The sequence below is a fragment of the Wolbachia endosymbiont (group A) of Lasioglossum fulvicorne genome (assembly GCF_964028605.1).
GTDB lineage: Bacteria > Pseudomonadota > Alphaproteobacteria > Rickettsiales > Anaplasmataceae > Wolbachia.
In genome coordinates, this window is sequence record NZ_OZ034798.1 from 887709 (window position 1) to 904950 (window position 17242).

Here is a 17242-nt window from a genome sequence, read left to right on the forward strand (position 1 = left end):
CTAACCTTTCAATTGTTTTATATACTTATCACTAGATTTATTTTTCCTCCGAGTTTTCTTCCCTTTTGTTGCAACACCCCAAGGAGTAACAGGATGACGACCACCAGAGGTTTTTCCTTCCCCACCTCCATGAGGATGGTCAACCGGATTCATCGCAACCCCACGCACAGTAGGTCTAATTCCAAGCCACCTACTTCTCCCAGCTTTACCCAGCTTTCTATTCTTATGGTCAGGGTTAGATACTACACCAATAGTAGCCTTACAAGAAGATAAAATCAACCTAATTTGACCAGACCTGAGTCGTAATAAAACATATTGGCCATCACGACCAACGATTTGTGCATAACAACCAGCAGCTCTAGCAATCGCAGCACCATTACCTGGCTTCAGCTCAACATTATGAACGAAAGAACCAACAGGTATATGCTTGAGTAGCAAACAATTCCCTGGTAAAATATCAGCATCATTTCCAGCTGTAACAACATCACCAGGCTTCATACCTTGAGGAGCTAATATATAAGACTTAATATCATCTTCCTTATATGATATTAACGCTAAAAACCCACTTCTATTTGGATCATACTCTATTTTTTCAACTATACCCTGACCACTTCTATTACGCTTAAAATCTATAACTCTATACTTCTTTTTGTGACCACCACCCCTATGACGAGTTGTAATTCTACCATAATTATTTCTTCCACCACTGGACTTTTTACCGGATGTAAGAGACTTTTCTGGCTCATCTTTTGATAAACCAACTTTACTTACTAACACAGTCCCACGAGAAGACGGAGTAACAGGATTAAAAAATTTCATACCCATATTAAACGCTCATTATATCTAATTTTTGACCATCTATCAAAGAAAAATAAACTTTCTTTTTCTGTTTTTCACAACCAATCACACCCCTGAAACGCCTATATTTAGGCTTAATTCTAACAACATTTATAGAAGAAATTTTAACATCAAATAGAGACTCTATTGCCAACTTTATTTGACGCTTATTTACATTTACAAAAACATACAAAGAATATTTATTAAACTTCTCCCTCAAAAAAGAGGCCTTTTCTGTAATTATAGGAGATTTTATTATATTATTATATTTGATCATAACAATCTACCTTCAAGATGCTTTAAAGTATCCTTTGTCAACATCACGCATTCGTGATTCAATATATCAAAGACATTTAACCCAATAGGTTTGATTAAGTCTACATAATGCAAGTTTCTAACAGCACGCAACAAATCATCTCCATAATCACCAACTATCAAAAAGGAAGAAAATTTAAAATTTTTAATACATTTACACATTTCAGACGTTTTCTTCACATCAATATTTAAATTATCCAGAATAATTACTTGATTATTTAAATACTTTAGAGATAAAGCAATTTTTAAACCAAATTTGCGTACCTTCTTATTAAGAGAATAAGTATGATTCCTCACAACAGGGCCAAAAATAACCCCACCACCTCTAAATTGAGGAGATCGCAAGCTCCCTTGTCTTGCCCTACCGGTACGTTTTTGACCATAAGGTTTAGCTGTTGTACCAGAGACATCACTGATACCTTTTGTTTTATGAGTACCAGCTCTTCTCTTTGCTAATTGCCATCTCACTATATCATGCAAAACACTCAATTTTTGCTTAGCAGAAAATATCAAAGGATTGAGCTGAGCAGTACCTACATTATTATTAGATAGATTAACTAAATTACATTCCATAACTAACTTACCAAATTACTAGCATCATCATTTACATCTAACAGTAAACCCACCGGAAAAGGAACATCTTTATGTAAAGATTTTTTAACTGCATCTCTTACAAAAACATAGGAATTTTTAAACCCAGGAACATTATTACCCTTCACAGCAATTATACTATTTTCATGATCAATGGATAATATCTTCATATTTTGTGCAGTTATCCTGCTGTTACCTAAATGACCAGCCATTTTCTTTCCTTTGAATACTCTACCAGGATCCTGACATTGGCCAGTGGAACCTTGTGATCTGTGAGCAATAGAAACACCATGAGATGCCCTAAGCCCACTGAAATTATGCCGCTTCATCACACCAGCAAATCCTTTACCTATAGAATAACCCGTAATATCAAGATATTGACCAACCACAAAATGATTGATTCCCACTTTTTTACCACATTCTATTCCCGACAGGTCATTTAATCTACTTTCGTATAACTTACATTTATTATTTATACCCTTTTTCTTTAAATATTCTAACTGAGGTTTTGCTATATTTTTTAAATCTCCTGTGCCTAAAATGATTGAATTATAGCCACATTTATCTTGTCCTTTTATATCAATAATATAAGTTTCGCTGAGATGCAATAAAGTTACAGCCATGCGACTATTGTCAGAATACATAGCAGTATGACCAATATTCATCATTAATAAACCAATTCTCCTCAGCGAATTCATTCTCTTCATTTCCTTCTCCTAAACCTTAACTTCCTTGACTTTTAAATCCACTTCTACGCCAGCAGAAAAAGATAAACCTGTAAGCATCTGCATCATAGTAGGAGTAAGATCATGTAAAACAATCAAACGCCTAGAAGTTCTCATTTCAAACTGTTCACGAGATTTTTTATCAACGTGAGGAGATCTATTAACAATAAATTTAGAATCTTTTCTTGGCAACGCAATCGGACCAGATAATTTTGCACTGGACCGCTTTAATTCATCAACAAATTTTCGAACACACTCCTCCAATAAAGAACAATCGAAAGCCTTAATGTTAATATATATATCTTGCTTCATCTTAGTTACTGCACTCACTCCAAAATTTCAGAAACAACACCAGAACCAACAGTTCTACCGCCTTCTCTTATCGCAAAACGCAATCCCTTATCCATTGCTATCGGTACTTGCAATTCTACTTCTACACTCACATTATCTCCTGGCATTACCATCTCCTTCCCATCTAGCAATTTTATGCTCCCAGTTACATCCGTTGTCCTTAAATAAAACTGCGGCTGGTAATTCGCAAAAAATGGTGTATGCCTTCCTCCTTCCTCTTTCTTTAATATATAAACCTCCGCCTTAAACTTTCTATGTGGCGTTATCGTCCCCGGTTTTGCTAATACTTGCCCTCTCTCCACTTCTTCTCTTTTTGTTCCTCTTAACAATATTCCTACATTGAGTCCTGCACTTCCTTTATCCAGCAACTTCTTAAACATTTCTACACCTGTGCATATCGTCTTTTGCGTCCCCTTCAGACCTATTATCTCTATCTCTTCTCCCGTCTTTATCTCTCCCTTCTCTATTCTTCCTGTTACCACCGTCCCTCGCCCTGATATCGAAAATACATCTTCGATTGGCAATAAAAATGGTAAATCCACAGGCCTTGGTGGAACCGCTACATATTCATCTAACTTTTCCATCAATTTGTCTATTGATTTCTTTCCATATTCGCTGCTGTCATCCTCCAGCGCCTTGAGTGCTGAACCAACTATCACAGGTACTTCATCCCCTGGAAATCCGTATTTACTCAGCAATTCCCTCACTTCCATTTCTACTAAATCTATCATATCAGCATCAGCAACATCAGCTTTATTTATATACACCACGATATATCCAACACCCACCTGCTTCGCCAGCAATATATGCTCTCTCGTTTGTGGCATTGGCCCATCAACCCCCGACACTACCAATATCGCCGCATCCATCTGTGCTGCACCTACTATCATGTTCTTTACATAGTCAGCATGTCCAGGACAATCAACGTGTGCATAATGTCTTTTTTCCGTCTGATACTCAACATGCGCTGTTGCTATCGTTATCCCCCTCTTCCTTTCTTCTGGCGCTTTATCTATCTGATCGTACGCTACAAAATTTCCATAATGCTTCGTTATCGCCGTTGTTAACGTCGTCTTCCCATGATCCACATGTCCTATTGTTCCCACATTTACATGCGGCTTTCCAAATGCTTCCACTACTGCTGTCATAATTTAAACTTTTCTACCTAAGATACAAATACATCAATAAATAATATGTTGATTTTATAAAAATACAACAAAAAAAGAGCGGATAGTGGGAATCGAACCCACGTCACTAGCTTGGAAGGCTAGAGCTCTACCATTGAGCTATACCCGCACAATGGAGGAGGTAGGATTCGAACCTACGTACGCCCACGCGGACAGATTTACAGTCTGTTACCTTTAACCACTCGGTCACTCCTCCACAAAAATTTGTTAAGAGAACGCTATTTTAGTACCTTAACTCAAGCTTTTATTGTATTTAATACTAAACGCCTAAAATTAAAAAATCAAGCAATAAAACCTACCTTGATTAAAATCATGCAGATTTCATTTTATACAACACAATATTGTCAATAAAACGTTTAAACAAATAATGCGAATCATGCGTACCTGGCGCTTCTTCTGGATGGTATTGCACAGAAAAGACTGGGTAATCCTTCATCATTATTCCCTCTACACTATTATCAAATAGAGAAATGTGAGTAATTTCAACATTACTTGGAAGAGAAGCTGAATCAACAACGAAACCATGATTTTGGCTAGTGATCTCAACTTTTCCACTAATTACATCATAAACTGGATGGTTACTCCCTCGGTGACCAATATCCATCTTGATGGTCTTTGCCCCCAAAGTAATCGCAAGTAATTGATGACCCATGCACATGCCAAAAATTGGTATTTTAGATTTTATAATAATGTCTATTTCTGAAACTACACTTTCTCCTATTTCTTGCGGATCACCAGGACCATTTGAAAGCACTATACCATCTGGATTCATACTCAACACTTTTTGAGCAAAACCTGTGCTTGGTCTGATTAATTCAACTGTACAACCAAGCTCTATTAAGCGTGAAACTATACTGATTTTTACGCCAAAATCAACGATTACAACCCTATATTTTGCATTAAGGTCACTTTTAAAATTACTATGCAAGCTAACTTTATTGGTTATTTCTATCCCACTTACAGATTTGTATTCCTTCAATTCATCCAACACATGCTTCTTGCTTGACGGGCATATCATTCCATTTTGAGATCCATGTTCTCTCAAATGTCTCGTTAAAGCTCTAGTATCAACTCCTGATATCCCAATCACGTTATTTTTCTCTAACCAATCATTTAAACTGATATATGAAGAAGGGTGGTACATAGAAGAAAGTTCACGCATAACCACACCACTTGCAAAAATTTTCTCTCCTTCATTATCCTTATGGTTTATTCCAATGTTACCAATATGAGGAAAAGTAAATGTTATAATTTGATCAGCAAAAGAAGGATCAGTTATAGTATGCTGATAACCGGTCATACCAGTGGTAAAACAGACCTCGCCTATGCACTTGCCTTTTTTACCTACTGATTTTCCCCAAAAGCACTTGCCATCTTGTAAAATTAAAACTGCGTCCTGCACTTAACTCTCTCTTACTTAACTCATTTAAAGTATTATATAAGAATTTTAAATAATACGTAACTCTTTCTAAAACTCCAAATTTAACCACGAGGCGGCGAAGAACAATATGAAAAAATTTTTAACGCGCCCTTACATAAAATATGTTGACTATCTCCGTATTTTATATTAGATATAGGTAAATCATAAGTAAAGTGGAGGGTAATAATGAACACTGGTACAAATCAATCAAAAAAAATAAATGAGAAGTGGTTAGCTGGAGGAATTGGCGCGCTATTATTTGTAGTGATGCTACCGTTGATTCTTCTTTTAGCAAAAATAGCTATAGGGCTAATTATGGTTTCAGTTGTAGCAATAGCGATAAAAGTTGCCTTAAAAAAAATATCGAATGCTTTAGAGGATAAACAGGCAGATCAAAGCCAAGCGATGCAACAAACAACACAAAGTAAAATTATAAACCTGGCTATTGGATTAACATCTATATTCGTAGGAGGATTATCAATGCTCATTATAGCACAAACTGGCTTAATTGCAGCATGTGCAGCTATAACTGCTTTAGCTCTACACGAATATGTTAAAAATGAAGAAATAGGAAAAGATATAAACAATAAATTCGATATGGTAGCTGACGGTATAACTGATTTTATTGTTAGCAATGTTGAAAAACTTATTCCAACAAGCCGCCAGGCATAACAGCCTAAACTGTCTCCGTTCAGGGCATAAGTGTTACAAGTAGCATCATACAAGGCGATTAACGGCATCCTCCTGATAATAGAATAATTGTATCTGCTCAGGGGCATCGCAAATATTGAAGCAAAAGTGGTCAGTGCTTACTATACGAATATTGTGATTTGAATCCACTAGGGGGGATTTCATCCCAGTGCCCAGACACTGGGATCCATCCAAGACAGTGTCATTCCAGTGCTTGACACTGGAATCCAGTTTTCTTTATAAATTCATCAAAAGTGCTTCATTCTATAACGCAAAACCCATACTCACCAAACCCAATGCATTGCTTGCAATTAAGTTTCCTGGATCCCAGTGTCTGGGCACTTGGATGACAGGGGAGGGAGGCTACTGGAATGACACCTTTGTGTTTGAGGCAAAACCTGCTATAACATTTCTTCGAAAACAAATGTTCGTACAGTTATGTATCAGCTACTTTCATGACACCATTTGTTGTAAACTCACGTTTTCTCTATGATTATCTTTTTAGATTGCTTTGTCTACCTTATTTGCCGCTTTCCCGGACGGATGCTCTACAGTTATTTCCTCATCAATAGCCGAGCTAGGTGCACCGGAACCAGGTACAACGATATTCTCGTGCGATTGCGTATCCTTCTTTTCCTCACATGGTGTTTGCTTAATGAAATGTTCTACTAAAACTTCACATAAAGCTTTACCTTTTATAAGCACAGCTTCGTTTTGCTTAGCTAATTCTAAAATTTCCTTTGATTCAACATCTTTACCGTCAATAGTTGATTTTTTAATACTAATTTGACCAGAATTTATATTTAAAACAACAGCGCAGTTAAGGTCTTTTCCAGATTCATCTTTTGCACCCCAACTAATTTCGATGTCACATATTGCAAATTCTGTAAAGGAGTAGTTCCTCTGTTGTTTCTCATTTTTCTCAATTTTTACTATCTTTTTACCATTGCTGTGTATGTTTACGATTTTTATTTCACTTTTCTCTTCTTCCATTCTTTTAATTTTTCTACTGAAAAAACTGCTGGTTTTTAAAGCCTGCCCAAGTTTAATAACGTTGATATTAAGATTTCTATGGATATTGCGAACTTGTCCTTGATACGGTGCTGGAGGTCCATTAAATAGAGCAACTAGATCACTATTTAAAAATTCCTTATTTAAAAATTCTTTTGCATCATGCTCTCCTACGCTAATTCCATCCAAATAACTATTCATTCCTCTTACGAATTGCTCTTTAGCTTGAACACTACATTCCTTATCTATTATATCAATTATCTTTTTTAGCCGTTCTTTGTCTTGTAGCATAGCAGTAAAAAGGAAAATATCTTTATTTTCTCTATAATATTTTGCTATTTCATTAAACAGATTTGCCTTTTTATCTTTATTTATAACATCTAATATCATTTGTACTTCGGGATCATCATCAAATCCATGCTTATCTTGAGAAACTTCTTGTACAATTAATTTTTCTTGCGAAATATTCTGTGATGAATCTAACATTATACCCCCTTTAATTTTTAGATAAAAATAATATATTTTAGTATTAGTATTTTATAAAGCTAAAATTTAGTTGTATTGAAAAATAATTAACCTAACTTACAACTTGCACCTTTATCAGCTTGTTAGGTAGAATTATTAAAGAACTAGTTGAACATATGTTATCAACTCCATCCACAAGTTCTCCGCTTGTTACTCCAGTTGCAATGAACACTGATTCACCTCTTGCCATATCTTTTACGGTGTAGACTTTTTCTAGGTCATCAATATTCAAATTTTTTGCTCTTTCTTTTAACTGATCCGTGTCAAATATTAATCTTCCTTCCATCTGCCCACCTATTGAGCTTAGTGCTGCAGCCGCAAGCACTCCCTCTGGTGCTCCTCCTATACCGATATACATATCATGATTGCCATTTACTAGTGAAACTACAGCCGCAACATCACCATCATCTATTAGTTTAATTTTTGCTCCTAATTTCCTGATTTTCTCTATTAATTCATCATGCCTTTCACGTTTAAGTACAGTTACCACGAGATCATTCACTTTGCATTTTTTTGCCTTGGCTAAATTGTCTAGATTCTTTTCAATGCTATTTTTTAGTGAGACCACACCCTCTGGGAGATTTTTCCCTACTGCTATCTTTTCCATATAAACATCAGGTGCATGTAAAAAATTACCTTTTTTCGTTGCAGCAAGAACGGACATTGCCCCCTGTTTGTAGTGAGCACAAATTGTGGTACCCTCAAGTGGGTCAACAGCAATGTCAATTTCAGGACCATTTCCAGTGCCAACCTTCTCGCCAATATACAGCATTGGTGCTGAATCTCTCTCACCTTCACCAATTACGATAGTACCATTTATTTCCATAGAATTTAACACTGTTCGCATTGCATCAACTGCAACCTGATCAGCCTTTTTTTCATCGCCGAAGCCTGCTAATTTATACGCAGCAAGCGCAGCAGCTTCGGTCACTTTAACTAATTTACAGGCTAAATCTTCCATCATTTGCTTTAAGAACCATAAATAAAGCATTCAATATATATCATGCCACTTGAAACTGCAAGATGTCTTGACTGGTTATGGGAAAGTTGCTATAATAAATTAGATAGTAATAATGGTAAAATTTAACATGATTTATGAAGAGATAAAGGAAATTGTAACTCAAAATCCTGATATAACTGCTAAGAACCTGTACATGATCTCAAGAAAGGAATAAACTAAGAGATAATATATATAAGTTAGGATATATGAGGAGTTTATACCCAAGTGATATAAGTCGGGAAAGATTTGAGATTATGTTACCAGATCTAGAGTCCTGTAGAAAAAAAACAAAACCAAGAAAACTTGATTTGTATGATGTATTTTGTGGAGTGTTATACGTTCTGAAAAGCGGTTGTCAGTGGAGAATGCTACCAAAAGAGTTTCCAAAATGGCGCAATTGTTACGACTATTTTAAGAAGTGGAGTGAAAAACCAGATGCAGATAAAGAAAGTGTTCTGGAGCTGGTGTTAAAAAAAAATAGTTGGCGTGGTCCGACAAAACAATGGTCGGAAAGAAAAAACCAGCTTCTGCATAATTGATGCACAGAGTGTAAAAAATGCAGATACTGCTGAAGAAAAAGGCTATGATGCAGGCAAAAAGATTTCAGGAATAAAACGCCATATTGCAGTAGATACGCAAGGTTTGCCCCATGCAATTTATATAACAACAGCAGAGATAACTGACCGTAGCAGTGCTGTGAGAATGGTCGAAAATGCAAAAGAAAACCTCTCGGGAGTTAAAAATGTACTGGTTGATGCAGGCTATACTGGAGAGAATTTTGCAACTCAAATAAAAACGATTATTGGTGCAACCGTTGAAGTGATAAAAAGAAATGAATTACATTCCTTTGTTGTATTGCCCAAAAGATGGGTTGTGGAGCGATCTTTTGCTTGGTTAGAAAAATGTAGAAGATTGTGGAAAAATTGTGAGCGAAAACTCAATACTAGCCTACAAATGGTCGTTCTGGCTTTCACTGCCTTACTTCTGAAAAGATTATGAACAGGCTCTTAGATCATATGACAAGTATACCAGAAGATAGTATAAGGTATAGCATTTCTCATAATAGTCCGAACAGGTCATAAGAAGGCAGAATCAACAGCACGACGAAAGGATTCGAATAGAGGAATGTTTTTCCTAGCTCTGTTTTTTATAGCAAACCAATGATGCTCAATTTTGTTGAAATCTGGAGAATACGGCGGCAGATACAAAATTTCTGCACCAACTCCTCTAGCAAGCTCGATAATCTTACCAGACTTATGAAAAGTAGCATTGTCAAGAATGACAGTCTGTCCAGGTTCCAAGATCGGTGTCAAAAATTGCTCAAACCATCCATTAAAAACATCCATATTACAGTGGCCTTCAAAGGTTAATGGAGCAACTATCTTTCTTCTACTTAAGGCTGCAACCATACTGATTCGTTGAGTTTTCTTTCCAGATTTTAGGCCATAAAACCGCTGTCCTTTCTGGCAATACCCATATGGATAGTCCTCTGTGTTATCAATGCCAGACTCATCTATATAAACTAAGTTTTCTGGTTCTTTTGTTGCTATAATTTTTAAGAATTCAGCACGTTTTTCTTCGTTTCTTTCCTTGTATCCATATGTCTTTTTTTGCGCGTAAATCCAATTTTTCTGAGAGCTCGGTGGATCGTTTGGATACTAACGTTGCCCCAAAGTTTAGCCATTTCCGACAGAGTCTTTCCTCCGTTTTCTCTGGCAAATTTAGCAAAGGCATCCCAGTCGGTGATTTTGTGATTGTAACCTCCATTTCCAAGTTTTTTTGATTGAAAGTCTCCTGTTTCTTTTCTTCTTTGCTGCCACTCCCATAAAGTAGTTCGTCCAATTTTAAATCTTGCTGCCACTGTTTCTCTGCTTCCTCCCTCCTCTAGCGCTTCCATTGCTTTTTTCCTTAAGTCATAACTATATGCTTCTGGCACTCAACCTCCTTATCATCGTCTATCCTTATCTTATCACATCCGGACTTCTATGAAAAGAGCTATACTTGTTCAGCACTAATTTTACTCTTTGGAACATTAGTTATAAATATTGACCAATTCAATAACTTTTTATTCCTTTTAGAAGATATGTGATTTTGCTAATCTATTAGCCTTCCTTCTCCTAGCCATATTCAGTTAGCTTTTGACATATAATTCTCACTTTAACTTTTATTTCTTTTCCTAACAGCACCTCATTTTCTAGAAACAATTTATCCTCTAAACATTCTAATAACTCTATTTTTTGATTTGTTTCTATACCATATATGTTGGTATCAACGACTTATAAAACAAGCTCCAGCTTCATTGATTTGTTTAAAAGAACTTGGCACAAAATAACCCAAATCAGATATTAGTAAATCGTTGCTCGATATATTGCTTAAATGTCTTCTATACCCCTGATCTGACCTTATTCCCTCAGTTATATTAAGCTGGTCTAATGTCTGGTTTAGGTAGTCAAAAACTAATTGTAACTTTATTCTAGATTTAGTATTGCTTTCATAACCACTGTAGCTGGTACCATAACCTTTATACATGTCTTCCATACTGTTAGGTAAGCTAATATAGCTGCTGTCTAATATAGCTCTTTTCATAGAAGTCCGGATGTGATAAGATAAGGATAGACGATGATAAGGAGGTTGAGTGCCAGCAGCATATAGTTATGACTTAAGGAAAAAAGCAATGGAAGCGCTAGAGGAGGGAGGAAGCAGAGAAACAGTGGCAGCAAGATTTAAAATTGGACGAACTACTTTATGGGAGTGGCAGCAAAGAAGAAAAGAAACAGGAGACTTTCAATCAAAAAAACTTGGAAATGGAGGTTACAATCACAAAATTACCGACTGGGATGCCTTTGCTAAATTTGCCAGAGAAAACGGAGGAAAGACTCTGTCGGAAATGGCTAAACTTTGGGGCAACGTTAGTATCCAAACGATCCACCGAGCTCTCAGAAAAATTGGATTTACGCGCAAAAAAAGACATATGGATACAAGGAAAGAAACGAAGAAAAACGTGCTGAATTCTTAAAAATTATAGCAACAAAAGAACCAGAAAACTTAGTTTATATAGATGAGTCTGGCATTGATAACACAGAGGACTATCCATATGGGTATTGCCAGAAAGGACAGCGGTTTTATGGCCTAAAATCTGGAAAGAAAACTCAACGAATCAGTATGGTTGCAGCCTTAAGTAGAAGAAAGATAGTTGCTCCATTAACCTTTGAAGGCCACTGTAATATGGATGTTTTTAATGGATGGTTTGAGCAATTTTTGACACCGATCTTGGAACCTGGACAGACTGTCATTCTTGACAATGCTACTTTTCATAAGTCTGGTAAGATTATCGAGCTTGCTAGAGGAGTTGGTGCAGAAATTTTGTATCTGCCGCCGTATTCTCCAGATTTCAACAAAATTGAGCATCATTGGTTTGCTATAAAAAACAGAGCTAGGAAAAACATTCCTCTATTCGAATCCTTTCGTCGTGCTGTTGATTCTGCCTTCCTATGACCTGTTCGGACTATTATAAGAAATGCTATAACTTAACACTTCTAAAGTGCTTCAAGATTCTGCAATCAACTTGCAAGGTATTTTTAAGTAACATTAAAGATTCATTATACATTCTTTTCATGAATTCCACTGCTTCCTTGGTAAATCTAAAGTCCAGACCTTGTTTTGTTATATTTATCGAATCTTCATTCAATAATTGACATATTGTCTCTATACTACAATTATCAACCCCTATATTACCCAAGACTATGGCTTTTACGAACGATGAGCCTTTTAGCTTCCTCTTTCTTTTTATGAATCCTGTTGTAGCTGAGATTTTATCTGCTTTTTCATTAAAAAATTCTTTGAGCTTTTTTGAGATGCAAACTATTCTTTTCATTGTATAAGTTCTCCATTTTGTTTGTTAAATTGAAGAGAACTTATATCTTCTTTTTCTTTTCTTTACACCAACTTTACCCACTTCTTCTTAACTTGACGCGTATGGTTTATTTAACACTCCCTGTGTTTCGTAATATTATACAATCAAATTGATAAAAGCTGTATTATCTCCTTGCAGCATTAAGTGTATATTTTTTGCTATTTTTTCCACTAAGGGAGTAACATTATCAAAATTTGAAAATTTTGATAACACATAATCTGCTAAGCTTCTTTGATCTTCAGGTCTACCCACTCCAAATCTCAAGCGCCAATAATCGTTGCCAATAAAACTATCTATGGATTTAAGTCCATTATGTCCAGCAGAGCTACCACCTTTCTTTATTTTTATTCTTCCAAGTTCCAAATCAGCGTCATCGTGTATGACAACGATATTATCTAGCGATAATTTGTAAAAGTTTCGTATTTTTGCAACAGGGATGCCTGAATTATTCATAAATGAATAAGGCTTTATTAACATGATTTTATTATCATTAATTATGCCAGAGGTTATTAGATAATCGGCTTTTTTAGAGAACGACTGGAAATTCCAATATTTGCAAATTGTATCAACTACAACGAAGCCGATATTATGATGAGTTAACTCATATTGACCACCAGGGTTACCAAGCCCAACTATCAGGTGCACTATTCCTCTGTTTCTGCTTGAGGTTCTTCAACGTCACTATCGGCAGCAGAAATTGTAACAATGGTAAAATTTTCTTCTTCATGAGCTACAAACTTAACACCTTCTGGTAATTTTACATCATTAATATGTATAGACTGGCCAATCATTTTACCGGATAAATCAACTTCAATAACCTGAGGTATTTTATCAGGAGAGCATTTAACAGCAATAGAACGACACAAAACATTAAGCACTCCACCTAACTTGATCCCTGGGGCTTTACTTTCATTCACAAATGATAGAGGTATGTCTATTTTAATTTCGCTGCCTTTATCAACAAACTGAAAATCAACATGTTGCACAGTATCCTTTACTACATGCAATTGGATATCGCGAACAAGAGCATATTCCTTTTTGCCCGAAATATTCAGCTCTATCAAATGTGCAGAAAGAGAGCCTGATTTATATTGCTTCGTGAATTCCTTTGCAGACAATGTCAAATTTACATTATCATGGCCCTTTCCATATATGATTCCAGGGATGTTTCCTTTCTTCCTTAGAGAATGCATCGCTTTTGTTTTTGTTATATCACGTAACTCTGCATTAATTGTTACTATTTCCTGTTGCGTCATCGGTTACTCCTATTTAGCTAATCCTTTTAATATAATTTAATAATAATATAACATAAAAATATTTATTTCAAACTTCATTCTTTCATACTAATTGTTTGTGAAAGGATTTATTTAGATATATATTTAAGCTTATTTAACAAGAACTATGGGCATTGACGATAAAGTAGTTTTTAGGATTTATAGACCAACAAGAACTGCAACACAATCTGGTTTAGGTAATACAAATTTCTGGCACCTGGAAATTGAATCTGGCTCTTACTACATTGAACCTTTAATGGGGTGGGTTGGCTCAAAAGATCCAAAAAAACAGATTGTATTAAAGTTTGATTCTCTCGAAAAAGCAGTATTCTACGCAAAAAAACGCAACGTTAAATACATAATTGAAATGCCAAAAAATGTTAAGAGGCTGCCAAAATCTTACGCAAGCAATTTCATACTAAAGTAAGTTGCACAACAAATGGTGTTATGCAAGTAGCTGACACTGCTCTCCTTTGTCATCCCAGTGCCCAGACACTGGGATCCAGGAATTTTATTAAGTTGGTAAGCATAAAAATAGCTGTTTTACGTTAAAATACAATGTTTTTGATGATTATGGAAAGGCTGGATCCCAGCGTCAAGCACTGGGATGACACCATTTGTTGTAAACTCACTTTTACTCTATGGTTATACTACCTTGCCGCTATCCTGAACGCGCGCGCGCGCGGATACAAAGTAAGTTTTATTGTGATGTGCTCATCTGTAAAAAATAAGACTTAATCTCACTGTTGATCATGGATTTTAAGTTGTGCTAACACACTGTGGCCATTTAAAGAGTCAAGATTTTTAACCTGGCTAGCCAGTATTAAAGAGTTATTTTTCAGGTATTTCTTTACAAGGCTTGCAAGTCTTTTTGGATTATTCAAATAGCTCCATTCTGCTTGTATAGCTCTTTTCATAGAAGTCCGGATGTGATAAGAGCCTGTTCATAATCTTTTCAGAAGTAAGGCAGTGAAAGCCAGAACGACCATTTGTAGGCTAGTATTGAGTTTTCGCTCACAATTTTTCCACAATCTTCTACATTTTTCTAACCAAGCAAAAGATCGCTCCACAACCCATCTTTTGGGCAATACAACAAAGGAATGTAATTCATTTCTTTTTATCACTTCAACGGTTGCACCAATAATCGTTTTTATTTGAGTTGCAAAATTCTCTCCAGTATAGCCTGCATCAACCAGTACATTTTTAACTCCCGAGAGGTTTTCTTTTGCATTTTCGACCATTCTCACAGCACTGCTACGGTCAGTTATCTCTGCTGTTGTTATATAAATTGCATGGGGCAAACCTTGCGTATCTACTGCAATATGGCGTTTTATTCCTGAAATCTTTTTGCCTGCATCATAGCCTTTTTCTTCAGCAGTATCTGCATTTTTTACACTCTGTGCATCAATTATGCAGAAGCTGGTTTTTTCTTTCCGAACATTGTTTTGTCGGACCACGCCAACTATTTTTTTTTAACACCAGCTCCAGAACACTTTCTTTATCTGCATCTGGTTTTTCACTCCACTTCTTAAAATAGTCGTAACAATTGCGCCATTTTGGAAACTCTTTTGGTAGCATTCTCCACTGACAACCGCTTTTCAGAACGTATAACACTCCACAAAATACATCATACAAATCAAGTTTCCTTGGTTTTGTTTTTTTTCTACAGGACTCTAGATCTGGTAACATAATCTCAAATCTTTCCCGACTTATATCACTTGGGTATAAACTCCTCATATATCCTAACTTATATATATTATCTCTTAGTTTATTCCTTTCTTGAGATCATGTACAGGTTCTAAGATAAGGATAGACGATGATAAGGAGGTTGAGTGCCAGCAGCATATAGTTATGACTTAAGGAAAAAAGCAATGGAAGCGCTAGAGGAGGGAGGAAGCAGAGAAACAGTGGCAGCAAGATTTAAAATTGGACGAACTACTTTATGGGAGTGGCAGCAAAGAAGAAAAGAAACAGGAGACTTTCAATCAAAAAAACTTGGAAATGGAGGTTACAATCACAAAATCACCGACTGGGATGCCTTTGCTAAATTTGCCAGAGAAAACGGAGGAAAGACTCTGTCGGAAATGGCTAAACTTTGGGGCAACGTTAGTATCCAAACGATCCACCGAGCTCTCAGAGCCTGTTCATAATCTTTTCAGAAGTAAGGCAGTGAAAGCCAGAACGACCATTTGTAGGCTAGTATTGAGTTTTCGCTCACAATTTTTCCACAATCTTCTACATTTTTCTAACCAAGCAAAAGATCGCTCCACAACCCATCTTTTGGGCAATACAACAAAGGAATGTAATTCATTTCTTTTTATCACTTCAACGGTTGCACCAATAATCGTTTTTATTTGAGTTGCAAAATTCTCTCCAGTATAGCCTGCATCAACCAGTACATTTTTAACTCCCGAGAGGTTTTCTTTTGCATTTTCGACCATTCTCACAGCACTGCTACGGTCAGTTATAGCTCTTTTCATAGAAGTCCGGATGTGATGAGATAAGGATAGACGATGATAAGGAGGTTGAGTGCCAGCAGCATATAGTTATGACTTAAGGAAAAAAGCAATGGAAGCGCTAGAGGAGGGAGGAAGCAGAGAAACAGTGGCAGCAAGATTTAAAATTGGACGAACTACTTTATGGGAGTGGCAGCAAAGAAGAAAAGAAACAGGAGACTTTCAATCAAAAAAACTTGGAAATGGAGGTTACAATCACAAAATCACCGACTGGGATGCCTTTGCTAAATTTGCCAGAGAAAACGGAGGAAAGACTCTGTCGGAAATGGCTAAACTTTGGGGCAACGTTAGTATCCAAACGATCCACCGAGCTCTCAGAAAAATTGGATTTACGCGCAAAAAAAGACATATGGATACAAGGAAAGAAACAAAGAAAAACGTGCTGAATTCTTAAAAATTATAGCAACAAAAGAACCAGAAAACTTAGTTTATATAGATGAGTCTGGCATTGATAACACAGAGGACTATCCATATGGGTATTGCCAGAAAGGACAGCGGTTTTATGGCCTAAAATCTGGGAAGAAAACTCAACGAATCAGTATGGTTGCAGCCTTAAGTAGAAGAAAGATAGTTGCTCCATTAACCTTTGAAGGCCACTGTAATATGGATGTTTTTAATGGATGGTTTGAGCAATTTTTGACACCGATCTTGGAACCTGGACAGACTGTCATTCTTGACAATGCTACTTTTCATAAGTCTGGTAAGATTATCGAGCTTGCTAGAGGAGTTGGTGCAGAAATTTTGTATCTGCCGCCGTATTCTCCAGATTTCAACAAAATTGAGCATCATTGGTTTGCTATAAAAAACAGAGCTAGGAAAAACATTCCTCTATTCGAATCCTTTCGTCGTGCTGTTGATTCTGCCTTCCTATGACCTGTTCGGACTAT

The 17242-nt window shown here is 36.3% G+C and carries 18 protein-coding genes, 2 tRNA genes and 4 pseudogenes; 6 read left to right on the forward strand and 18 right to left on the reverse strand.

Going from position 1 to position 17242, the window contains the following annotated elements; all coding sequences use genetic code 11:
• From rplB to carA, 9 genes are all read right to left on the reverse strand, one after another.
• Positions 1 to 825 carry a 50S ribosomal protein L2 gene (rplB, locus tag ABWU71_RS04855; protein WP_265037319.1) on the reverse strand — a complete coding sequence of 275 codons (825 nt, stop codon included), beginning with the start codon at positions 823 to 825 and terminating at the stop codon, positions 1 to 3.
• 1 nt (position 826) lies between these two features.
• On the reverse strand, positions 827 to 1114 hold the full coding sequence (locus ABWU71_RS04860) for a 50S ribosomal protein L23 (RefSeq protein WP_064124642.1): 288 nt from the start codon (positions 1112 to 1114) through the stop codon (positions 827 to 829).
• Positions 1111 to 1725: a 50S ribosomal protein L4 gene (gene rplD / locus ABWU71_RS04865; protein ID WP_353284169.1), complete on the reverse strand. Its 615-nt coding sequence runs from the start codon at positions 1723 to 1725 to the stop codon at positions 1111 to 1113. Before rplD ends, ABWU71_RS04860 begins: the two co-directional genes overlap by 4 nt.
• Before the next feature lie 2 nt (positions 1726 to 1727).
• Positions 1728 to 2450: a 50S ribosomal protein L3 gene (gene rplC / locus ABWU71_RS04870; RefSeq protein WP_353284170.1), complete on the reverse strand. Its 723-nt coding sequence runs from the start codon at positions 2448 to 2450 to the stop codon at positions 1728 to 1730.
• A 9-nt stretch (positions 2451 to 2459) separates the two neighbouring features.
• Positions 2460 to 2780, reverse strand: coding sequence for a 30S ribosomal protein S10 (rpsJ, locus tag ABWU71_RS04875; RefSeq protein WP_012673184.1), 321 nt, complete (start codon positions 2778 to 2780; stop codon positions 2460 to 2462).
• 14 nt (positions 2781 to 2794) lie between these two features.
• A complete protein-coding gene (gene tuf, locus ABWU71_RS04880; protein ID WP_353284171.1) occupies positions 2795 to 3967 on the reverse strand; it encodes an elongation factor Tu in 1173 nt (390 codons plus the stop codon).
• 77 nt (positions 3968 to 4044) lie between these two features.
• Positions 4045 to 4115: transfer RNA gene (locus ABWU71_RS04885), tRNA-Gly, on the reverse strand.
• A gap of 4 nt (positions 4116 to 4119) precedes the next feature.
• Positions 4120 to 4202, reverse strand: a tRNA-Tyr gene (locus tag ABWU71_RS04890).
• A 114-nt stretch (positions 4203 to 4316) separates the two neighbouring features.
• Positions 4317 to 5408, reverse strand: a complete 1092-nt coding sequence (gene carA, locus ABWU71_RS04895; protein WP_353284172.1) for a glutamine-hydrolyzing carbamoyl-phosphate synthase small subunit — start codon at positions 5406 to 5408, stop codon at positions 4317 to 4319.
• A 204-nt stretch (positions 5409 to 5612) separates the two neighbouring features.
• On the opposite strand from carA, the gene ABWU71_RS04900 reads away from it, so the two are divergent.
• Positions 5613 to 6098, forward strand: a complete 486-nt coding sequence (locus ABWU71_RS04900) for a hypothetical protein (protein WP_353284173.1) — start codon at positions 5613 to 5615, stop codon at positions 6096 to 6098.
• 519 nt (positions 6099 to 6617) lie between these two features.
• On the opposite strand, the gene ABWU71_RS04910 is transcribed toward ABWU71_RS04900, so the two are convergent.
• Both ABWU71_RS04910 and glpX read right to left on the reverse strand, forming a co-directional pair.
• Positions 6618 to 7613, reverse strand: coding sequence for a hypothetical protein (locus ABWU71_RS04910; protein WP_353284174.1), 996 nt, complete (start codon positions 7611 to 7613; stop codon positions 6618 to 6620).
• A 91-nt stretch (positions 7614 to 7704) separates the two neighbouring features.
• Positions 7705 to 8613, reverse strand: coding sequence for a class II fructose-bisphosphatase (gene glpX, locus ABWU71_RS04915; RefSeq protein WP_353284905.1), 909 nt, complete (start codon positions 8611 to 8613; stop codon positions 7705 to 7707).
• A gap of 245 nt (positions 8614 to 8858) precedes the next feature.
• Between glpX and ABWU71_RS04920 the strand changes: the two genes are divergently transcribed.
• A protein-coding gene (locus ABWU71_RS04920) for an IS5 family transposase (protein WP_265023453.1) occupies positions 8859 to 9651 on the forward strand; the annotation gives its coding sequence in 2 pieces (ribosomal slippage) (positions 8859 to 9122 and positions 9124 to 9651; 792 coding nt in all).
• Positions 9652 to 9728: 77 nt separating this feature from the next.
• On the opposite strand, the gene ABWU71_RS04925 is transcribed toward ABWU71_RS04920, so the two are convergent.
• Together ABWU71_RS04925 and ABWU71_RS04930 are read right to left on the reverse strand one after the other, a co-directional pair.
• A protein-coding gene (locus tag ABWU71_RS04925; RefSeq protein WP_353284175.1) for an IS630 family transposase occupies positions 9729 to 10588 on the reverse strand; the annotation gives its coding sequence in 2 pieces (ribosomal slippage) (positions 9729 to 10264 and positions 10264 to 10588; 861 coding nt in all).
• A 62-nt stretch (positions 10589 to 10650) separates the two neighbouring features.
• Positions 10651 to 11226 (reverse strand): annotated as a pseudogene (locus ABWU71_RS04930) (transposase); the annotation flags it as partial.
• Positions 11227 to 11287: 61 nt separating this feature from the next.
• Between ABWU71_RS04930 and ABWU71_RS04935 the strand changes: the two are divergent.
• Positions 11288 to 12147, forward strand: a protein-coding gene (locus ABWU71_RS04935) for an IS630 family transposase (protein WP_353284076.1) whose coding sequence is annotated in 2 segments (ribosomal slippage) — positions 11288 to 11612 and positions 11612 to 12147 — 861 coding nt in all. Because the reading frame shifts where the segments join, the coding sequence is not laid out codon by codon here.
• 28 nt (positions 12148 to 12175) lie between these two features.
• Here the strand turns inward: ABWU71_RS04935 and ABWU71_RS04940 are convergent.
• The 3 genes and pseudogenes from ABWU71_RS04940 to ABWU71_RS04950 form a co-directional block, all read right to left on the reverse strand.
• Positions 12176 to 12526, reverse strand: a pseudogene (locus ABWU71_RS04940) (IS4 family transposase); the annotation flags it as partial.
• A 135-nt stretch (positions 12527 to 12661) separates the two neighbouring features.
• Positions 12662 to 13210 (reverse strand): aminoacyl-tRNA hydrolase, encoded by a 549-nt coding sequence (gene pth, locus ABWU71_RS04945; RefSeq protein ID WP_353284176.1) that lies wholly within the window; start codon positions 13208 to 13210, stop codon positions 12662 to 12664.
• A complete protein-coding gene (locus ABWU71_RS04950; RefSeq protein ID WP_010962412.1) occupies positions 13210 to 13821 on the reverse strand; it encodes a 50S ribosomal protein L25/general stress protein Ctc in 612 nt (203 codons plus the stop codon). The genes pth and ABWU71_RS04950 overlap by 1 nt, the downstream gene beginning before the upstream one ends.
• Positions 13822 to 13966: 145 nt before the next feature.
• Between ABWU71_RS04950 and ABWU71_RS04955 the strand changes: the two genes are divergently transcribed.
• A complete protein-coding gene (locus ABWU71_RS04955) occupies positions 13967 to 14266 on the forward strand; it encodes an ETC complex I subunit (protein ID WP_353284177.1) in 300 nt (99 codons plus the stop codon).
• A gap of 517 nt (positions 14267 to 14783) precedes the next feature.
• Here ABWU71_RS04955 and ABWU71_RS04960 read toward each other — a convergent pair.
• Positions 14784 to 15576 (reverse strand): IS5 family transposase gene (locus ABWU71_RS04960; protein ID WP_353284178.1). Its coding sequence is split into 2 segments (ribosomal slippage): positions 14784 to 15311 and positions 15313 to 15576, totalling 792 coding nucleotides; the frame shifts between segments, so codons are not numbered across the junction.
• A gap of 95 nt (positions 15577 to 15671) precedes the next feature.
• On the opposite strand from ABWU71_RS04960, the pseudogene ABWU71_RS04965 reads away from it, so the two are divergent.
• Positions 15672 to 15977 (forward strand): annotated as a pseudogene (locus tag ABWU71_RS04965) (IS630 transposase-related protein); the annotation flags it as partial.
• Positions 15978 to 15983: 6 nt separating this feature from the next.
• On the opposite strand, the pseudogene ABWU71_RS04970 reads toward ABWU71_RS04965, so the two are convergent.
• Positions 15984 to 16307, reverse strand: a pseudogene (locus tag ABWU71_RS04970) (transposase); the annotation flags it as partial.
• Between the two features lie 61 nt (positions 16308 to 16368).
• Here ABWU71_RS04970 and ABWU71_RS04975 point away from each other — a divergent pair.
• Positions 16369 to 17228, forward strand: a protein-coding gene (locus ABWU71_RS04975) for an IS630 family transposase (protein ID WP_353284179.1) whose coding sequence is annotated in 2 segments (ribosomal slippage) — positions 16369 to 16693 and positions 16693 to 17228 — 861 coding nt in all. Because the reading frame shifts where the segments join, the coding sequence is not laid out codon by codon here.
• Positions 17229 to 17242 lie beyond the last annotated feature (14 nt).

Coding starts and splice junctions, on each gene's coding strand:
- tuf (WP_353284171.1), bottom strand. CDS start 3,967: ATGACAGCAGTAGTGGAAGCATTTGGAAAGCCGCATGTAAATGTGGGA.
- ABWU71_RS04910 (WP_353284174.1), bottom strand. CDS start 7,613: ATGTTAGATTCATCACAGAATATTTCGCAAGAAAAATTAATTGTACAA.
- rplC (WP_353284170.1), bottom strand. CDS start 2,450: ATGAAGAGAATGAATTCGCTGAGGAGAATTGGTTTATTAATGATGAAT.
- rplB (WP_265037319.1), bottom strand. CDS start 825: ATGGGTATGAAATTTTTTAATCCTGTTACTCCGTCTTCTCGTGGGACT.
- rpsJ (WP_012673184.1), bottom strand. CDS start 2,780: ATGAAGCAAGATATATATATTAACATTAAGGCTTTCGATTGTTCTTTA.
- ABWU71_RS04860 (WP_064124642.1), bottom strand. CDS start 1,114: ATGATCAAATATAATAATATAATAAAATCTCCTATAATTACAGAAAAG.
- glpX (WP_353284905.1), bottom strand. CDS start 8,613: ATGGAAGATTTAGCCTGTAAATTAGTTAAAGTGACCGAAGCTGCTGCG.
- ABWU71_RS04900 (WP_353284173.1), top strand. CDS start 5,613: ATGAACACTGGTACAAATCAATCAAAAAAAATAAATGAGAAGTGGTTA.
- ABWU71_RS04955 (WP_353284177.1), top strand. CDS start 13,967: ATGGGCATTGACGATAAAGTAGTTTTTAGGATTTATAGACCAACAAGA.
- rplD (WP_353284169.1), bottom strand. CDS start 1,725: ATGGAATGTAATTTAGTTAATCTATCTAATAATAATGTAGGTACTGCT.
- ABWU71_RS04950 (WP_010962412.1), bottom strand. CDS start 13,821: ATGACGCAACAGGAAATAGTAACAATTAATGCAGAGTTACGTGATATA.